Below are 6,109 nucleotides of genomic sequence, written 5' to 3'. Positions count from 1 at the left end.
TATAACGGGCTAAGGGAAGAAATTGGAGAATTAGAGAAGAAAGTAGCTGCCATGCAAAAAGTAGAAGAAGGTAAATCAAAAGTGGGTAAAGCCGTCCTGAATTGGGGCGGTTTAATTATTGGCATTTTAGGATTAGCAGCTGCCTTTTTAAAAGTATTTATTTAAAGGAAGGAGGTGATAAGAATGGAACAGGTTTTAATGTTCGCAACAATCCTCGCTCCAGTAATTACTGCATTGGTTGAATTGGTGAAAAAGACACAGAAAATACCTAAGAAATATATTCCGTTCATTAGTTTTCTTATCGGGATTCTAATCGGAATTGTAGGTTATCCGTTCACTGATTTGGGATTGACAATGCGTATTTGGTCTGGTGGTTTAGCTGGGTTAGCTTCAACTGGTTTGTTTGAGTTAGTGAAAAAGAAGAATAAAGTTGCGAAATAAGGCGCTCATTTTTAAGTGCTTTTTTATTATGAAAAGGAGAGGATAAATAATGGCAACATTTATTTGGCCAACAGATACGAAGAGAATTACAAGTCATTTTAGAAAGAGCAGAAAAGATCACCACGGCACAGACATTGCTAAACCTGGTTACCACGAGGTTTATGCAACAGCTGACGGAAAGGTCACTCGCTCTTATCGGTCAAGTTCCTATGGTGAGTGCATCATGATTGAGCATAAAATCAATGGACAAACTTATGAATCGGTGTATGCACATATGCGCACTAGTTCTCGAAAGGTGAGTGCAGGTGACAAAGTTAATAAAGGTCAGGTCATTGGTGTTATGGGGAACACAGGTGACAGCACCGGACAGCATTTACACTTTGAATTGCATAAAGGAAAATGGAATATTAACAAATCGGATGCTGTAGATCCTCTTGATTATCTTGAAAAAGATTTGACTCCTGAACCAGAAGGTAGCACATATGAGATTAGAAAAGGCGATACGTTCTGGGACCTTGAAAAGCGGTTTGATTTAGAGCATGGTACTCTTCAGAAGCTTAATCCTGGTGTTGATCCTAATGCGCTAAAAATTGGACAAGAAATTAAAATTAGCAAAGACACTAAGGACAAGGACTATAATTTAGATGCTATCGTACCTTATCCCGGTCACTTAATTAAGCGTGGTTCTGAAGGAAAAGATGTCAAACGTATCCAAAGGGCTGTTGGTGTCAAAGCTGATGGTATTTATGGTCCAAAAACTGAAGCAGCGGTTAAGGATTATCAGAAGCGCCACGGATTGAAAGTAGACGGCATTGTAGGTCCTGAAACCTGGGCGGTTATGTTTTAATACAAATTAAGTAAGAAATAAGTAAAAGCCTCACCTTAACAGGTGGGGCTATTTTAGATGTAATATATAAACTCGAATCTACATTGCTATAAATAATAGAGTATTTTTTTTGAAGGAATTTAATCTTTCATGTAGAATAATAAACTATAAATACATATAACCACTTATTGGTAATATAGGAGTGGATTTCATGCAACCAGTTATTTCAAGTTTTACTTTTTCAGAGGATTCCCAAAATTCTACTAATCAGAATGGTAGAGGAAATGCACTACATGTGATTAATCCACAGAATCTGTTTAGACCACCATTTATTCCTTGTACTTTTTCATTTTCTGTTACTTTTGGAGTAATTAGTCTTAATCCTAATATAGATAGCTCTTTAGAATTTAGACTAATTTCCCCTAATCAAGAAGTTGTTGTGAGCACTAATGAAGTGAATATACCAAAAAACTCAAATTTTGATTCAACACTACCCGAAGAAGCAAATGGGTTCATGTTTAATTTTGATTTTAGAAATGTTCCTCTTAGGGAATCAGGTAAATACACAGCGAATATTTTAATAAATGAAGAAGTTATAGGTGAATTTCCTTTAATGGTTCATCCAAAGGAGAATTAATATGAATTTGAGTACTAATCAAGGGTTTACTAAGAAAGAGTTCACTTCAAATCGAGTCATTATAAAATTATTAATTACAGGAGGAGCTCTTGCTTCAGTTTATTCATCTAATTATATTACAAATACGGATAAAGAAAGTGAGTTAGTAGAGTATACTACTAATGCTGAAAGTTTTAAATTATCCGATAGGTTAATAAGTATAGGTTTTTTTGATGAAACAAACATACAATCTATTAGCCATAATTATTCATATGAGCAAATCATGAATGTATCGAGTGAGTTAATTAACGGAAGAGTTTTATCAAACGATCCAATTACAGATAGCGCTTTAAAAAATGAACATAATGAAGAGATAGCTAATATAATATATATTAAGGATAAAAATGAGGAGGATATTCCTATGCATAAACTTAATTCGCATAGAGATTATATTGAAAAAGCTGGTGTAGTTACTGGATTATCTTTAGGTGTTATAACCAGTATGCCTCCGTTATTTTCTAACATTGACTGGGCCGTTACAGTACCTGCTTCTGTTTTGTTTTTCTCATTAGCCATTTTTATGAAATTTAGAAGGAAAATAAGGAGTAATCCTAGTGGAAGCTGAACCTAATACCGTTAAAAGTCTTTCTAATTCTCAGTTAGGAGTAACAGTTGCAAAACAACTATGGCCCTCAATGCTTTTTTTAGTAGTAATGTCTGTAATTGCGTTATTTGGAATACATTTTGTAAGTGCAAACATTGAAAATCAATTACATTTAGTTTTTTCATTTTGGTTATGGTTTATTGCTATGCTAACAATTACAGGATTTGGCGTTTATGTTTTTGTTCTAGATGCTCGGATTCACCTTCAAAGTCATTCTGAAGTTCAGTAAATAATTAACGTTGGAGTTTGATAATTTAGGTTTGCTTGTTTAAATCATTGTATACACAAGCCTCACCCTAACAGGTGAGGCTCTTCTTTTGTAATCATATCCACGCTAAAGAGTATCCTGTCCATTGCTTCAATTGTATCCTCAATCTGCTCTACGCAAATCCGTGTATACTCTGAATCATCTTTTTCTAGTGAATAATAATACTCTTTTATTTCCTCATAGCAGCGATTTAAATGTTTATCCTTTTTAACTTCCTCAACAAGCTGAAATAGTCCCTCCAAAACGTCACCTACATGCAGAAATTTATTCATTTGTTTCCTCCCTCATGTGATAAAATCTATATATTCACCATAAGTTAAATAATTCCTTTATTTTGTTATAATCACTGAGTAGGAATTTACCAATTTATGTCGAATAGGAGTTTTGAAGGAGGAAATTATCATGAAAAAACTAATAGGATTTGCATTACTAGTTTTACTACTTGCTGCGTGCGGGGGTGATGGAGAATCAGAGACTTCAGGTGAGAATGCCACCGAACCAGAAACTAAAGAAACATCAGAGGAAGAGACGGAAACAAGTAATGAAGTATTTGAAAACGAGGACTATAAATTTGTGTTCGGTGAATCAGAGCAATTAGAAGGAGTACGTGGCAATCAAGTTTTGGCTATTGAAGTTGAATTTACAAACAAGAGCGATGTAGCCGAAAGCCCTTGGATGGCATCAACTATTCCATTGAGTATTTCGGAAGTATCGGATGTCACAACAGAGACAGTCATGGGGGCTGTTGGGGGATTACCTGAAGATTATAAATCTGATTTATATAGAATGGATGAAAAGATAAATAGCGGAGAGACTGTTAAGGCTATATTGGCTTTTGAATTGCAAAGTCCAGGTGCAGATATAGAAATAGTTGACAGCAAAACATCCGGTGAAAAGTTTAAGCGTATTTACAATACATCTGAATAATTTAATGGAACAAAAGGCAGCACTCTTTAATGAGTTAGCTGCCTTTTTATGTTACTTCATAACCTTGAGAGGTAGACAAGAAGGCACAAAAGGTGTGTGTGGCATTACTCATAAATCCCCTATAGCAATAGATCCTCATAGTGGAATGTTTTTCTTCCCGACTACATCTCCCAATAACCCTACATGCGCATGGATTGCCCATTCTCATATTTTCCAGATTAAACCATTGGATAAAGACAAAACCAAAATCATATTTAAAACTGGACAGGAAATTATCGTTTCCGTTTCATATGGTTCGATGATGAATCAAATTCAGAGAACGGCACAGTTTCGTTACAAGCTAACGGAGCGTCTGCATTATACGTGGAATGGAGATCATGAGAAGGTGGCGGAGCCATTCATTTAAACTGGAACAGGTCCTAAGTTCAGGGCCTGTTTTTATTTGAATGAAACCTGGAACTAATCAAGCCCTATTTTGCTTTGGGCCCATGGCACGATACATTAGTTCATACAAAATATCCTGAACTTTTTTACGAATCGCCGGGTTAAAATAGCGTTTTTCTTCTTCATAGCCGTTTCCTAAAAACAAATAAGTCGAAAAGGTATCGTTTTTTTGGACGAATAGAACCTGTAAATTTTTCTTTCTCATTTGTTTTTGTAAGCTTTTACGCTCGATACGGGCTTCATGTTCCATTTTTCGTAAAAGCTCTACATAAGGTTCTTTTATTTTAAATTTTCCTGATTCAATGTGTTTAATATCCTGCTCCATGACGACAATGGACATGGTAAGAAATAAAAATCTGGATGCTGTCTTAAACTCTTTCTCGTTTAAATATCTCATTATCGTTCCCCCAGACCATAATCGAACATTCGTTCTATAATATTATATACAATAATCCACGATTTTAAAACTAAAAAAATATGGGAAAAATAAAAATGCACGAATTATCGGCAATAAAAAGTGTTATAAAGTTTTTTCTTATTTAAAGGGTTTACGTTTGGGTAAAAATGAGTCGAAAAAAACACAGTCAAAATAAAAAAGTTTCGAAAACTATAGGCAAAAAGGTCGTTTTTCATTAAAATGAAAGATATAATAAAGGCATAGGTGACATGTTAGGAGCAGAATGATGATATTTAGTATTGAAAATTTTGATGATATAAAAAATATGTTTGAAAACAATACATTTGATGAGTTCATCAAGAGGCTGCTAGATACCTATGAAAGTTTCGGTCCGTTACCAGGACTCATTTTACCGATGCTGGAGGCCTTGCTTCCATTTTTACCTTTATTTGTTTTTGTGTTGGCCAATTCTATGGCCTATGGTCTTCTTGAAGGGTTTTTTTTATCCTGGATAGGAGCGGTTTCAGGCGCAATTATCGTCTTTTTGATTATCCGAAAACTTGGAAATACACGGCCTTTAAAATTCATTCAAAAGAATAAACAGGTCAAAAAAGTGATGAATTGGTTTGAGCGGCATGGTTTCGGTCCCTTATTCTTGCTGCTTTGTTTTCCGTTTTCCCCCTCATCAGTGATTAATGTGGTCGCAGGTTTATCAAAAATTCACTTTCAACAGTTTATTTTAGCTGTTATTTTAGGTAAGGCTGTGATGATTTTTACCATCTCTTTTGTAGGAGAGAGTATTACATCATTTGCACAGCAACCAGTAAAAACGATTGTTGTGGGTATTTGTATTGCCTTATTTTGGATTGTAGGAAAGATAGGCGAACGGAAACTGCAAAAGAGATCAGAAGAGGTTATTAAGCTTAATAGCCAGAAAAAGAACAATGATGAAGACGATGAGCCCTCTAAAAGCTCAAAAGAGGCATATAAATAAGCAAAGCAAACCGATCCATTATAATGATATGTGAAAAAAAGGATGAAGCACTCAAGACTTCCTTTCCTATTATGGTAAGAAGTGAGGTTTGTTGCTTGATTCTTTTTAGTGTGCTAATAAGGCTCAATTAACACTTCCTACACTTGCCCGCGCTCATAAGGTGAAGGAATAGAGAGAAATTGTCTGCCCCTTGCTTCTTCAGCCAATCTTCCACCCAATTACCATCGGAATCGTAAGTAAGGTTAAACCTATCATACAAAGGAAAGCCACCGTTAGCTCGTAATCACCAGGAAAAATGTGTGAATTCATATTCTAAGGGCCTGATTTCGAATTAATGTTACAATATGAATGAGTATATTTCTTTATGGATTTTCCTTTTTTAAGAATATGAATATTCTAATGTTATCAAAAGTAAGATAAAACAAGTGAAATGGATGCTGCTAAAGGCGTAAAATAGAATATAAAACGAGTAAAAAAAACAAATGCAAATATATTGTATTAGCTATGGTCAGGTGTTTCAGCATAAATAGTC

General features: G+C 34.9%; 10 protein-coding genes. 8 read left to right on the top strand and 2 right to left on the bottom strand.

The window, feature by feature from the left end:
* Nucleotides 1–183: 183 nt before the first annotated feature.
* The 5 genes from BMX63_RS16375 (at nucleotide 184) to BMX63_RS16355 (ending at nucleotide 2,776) form a co-directional block, all read left to right on the top strand.
* Nucleotides 184–441 (top strand): holin, encoded by a 258-nt coding sequence (locus BMX63_RS16375; protein ID WP_093132283.1) that lies wholly within the window; start codon nucleotides 184–186, stop codon nucleotides 439–441.
* Nucleotides 442–490: 49 nt separating this feature from the next.
* On the top strand, nucleotides 491–1,288 hold the full coding sequence (locus tag BMX63_RS16370; RefSeq protein ID WP_093137505.1) for a peptidoglycan DD-metalloendopeptidase family protein: 798 nt from the start codon (nucleotides 491–493) through the stop codon (nucleotides 1,286–1,288).
* 190 nt (nucleotides 1,289–1,478) lie between these two features.
* Nucleotides 1,479–1,904 carry a DUF6941 family protein gene (locus tag BMX63_RS16365; RefSeq protein ID WP_093137503.1) on the top strand — a complete coding sequence of 142 codons (426 nt, stop codon included), beginning with the start codon at nucleotides 1,479–1,481 and terminating at the stop codon, nucleotides 1,902–1,904.
* A 1-nt stretch (nucleotide 1,905) separates the two neighbouring features.
* Entirely contained in the window at nucleotides 1,906–2,508 is a 603-nt protein-coding gene (locus BMX63_RS16360) for a hypothetical protein (protein ID WP_093137501.1), read from the top strand.
* Complete coding sequence (locus BMX63_RS16355) at nucleotides 2,498–2,776, top strand: hypothetical protein (protein WP_093137499.1); 279 nt, start codon at nucleotides 2,498–2,500, stop codon at nucleotides 2,774–2,776. The genes BMX63_RS16360 and BMX63_RS16355 overlap by 11 nt, the downstream gene beginning before the upstream one ends.
* Before the next feature lie 62 nt (nucleotides 2,777–2,838).
* Here the strand turns inward: BMX63_RS16355 and BMX63_RS16350 are convergent, their stop codons facing one another.
* Entirely contained in the window at nucleotides 2,839–3,087 is a 249-nt protein-coding gene (locus BMX63_RS16350; RefSeq protein ID WP_093137497.1) for a hypothetical protein, read from the bottom strand.
* A gap of 130 nt (nucleotides 3,088–3,217) precedes the next feature.
* Between BMX63_RS16350 and BMX63_RS16345 the strand changes: the two genes are divergently transcribed.
* Together BMX63_RS16345 and BMX63_RS16340 are read left to right on the top strand one after the other, a co-directional pair.
* On the top strand, nucleotides 3,218–3,742 hold the full coding sequence (locus BMX63_RS16345; protein ID WP_093137495.1) for a DUF5067 domain-containing protein: 525 nt from the start codon (nucleotides 3,218–3,220) through the stop codon (nucleotides 3,740–3,742).
* A 4-nt stretch (nucleotides 3,743–3,746) separates the two neighbouring features.
* Complete coding sequence (locus BMX63_RS16340; RefSeq protein ID WP_177167365.1) at nucleotides 3,747–4,148, top strand: competence protein ComK; 402 nt, start codon at nucleotides 3,747–3,749, stop codon at nucleotides 4,146–4,148.
* A gap of 57 nt (nucleotides 4,149–4,205) precedes the next feature.
* Here BMX63_RS16340 and BMX63_RS16335 read toward each other — a convergent pair whose 3' ends face one another.
* Complete coding sequence (locus tag BMX63_RS16335) at nucleotides 4,206–4,583, bottom strand: YhjD family protein (protein ID WP_093137491.1); 378 nt, start codon at nucleotides 4,581–4,583, stop codon at nucleotides 4,206–4,208.
* 286 nt (nucleotides 4,584–4,869) lie between these two features.
* On the opposite strand from BMX63_RS16335, the gene BMX63_RS16330 reads away from it, so the two are divergent.
* Nucleotides 4,870–5,577, top strand: a complete 708-nt coding sequence (locus BMX63_RS16330) for a TVP38/TMEM64 family protein (RefSeq protein ID WP_425441504.1) — start codon at nucleotides 4,870–4,872, stop codon at nucleotides 5,575–5,577.
* The last annotated feature ends 532 nt before the right edge of the window (nucleotides 5,578–6,109 follow it).

The sequence above is a fragment of the Salinibacillus kushneri genome (assembly GCF_900111405.1).
Lineage (GTDB): Bacteria > Bacillota > Bacilli > Bacillales > Alkalibacillaceae > Salinibacillus > Salinibacillus kushneri.
The sequence above is the reverse complement of the archived record's forward strand: the minus strand, read 5'-3'. Positions and strand labels throughout refer to the sequence as shown.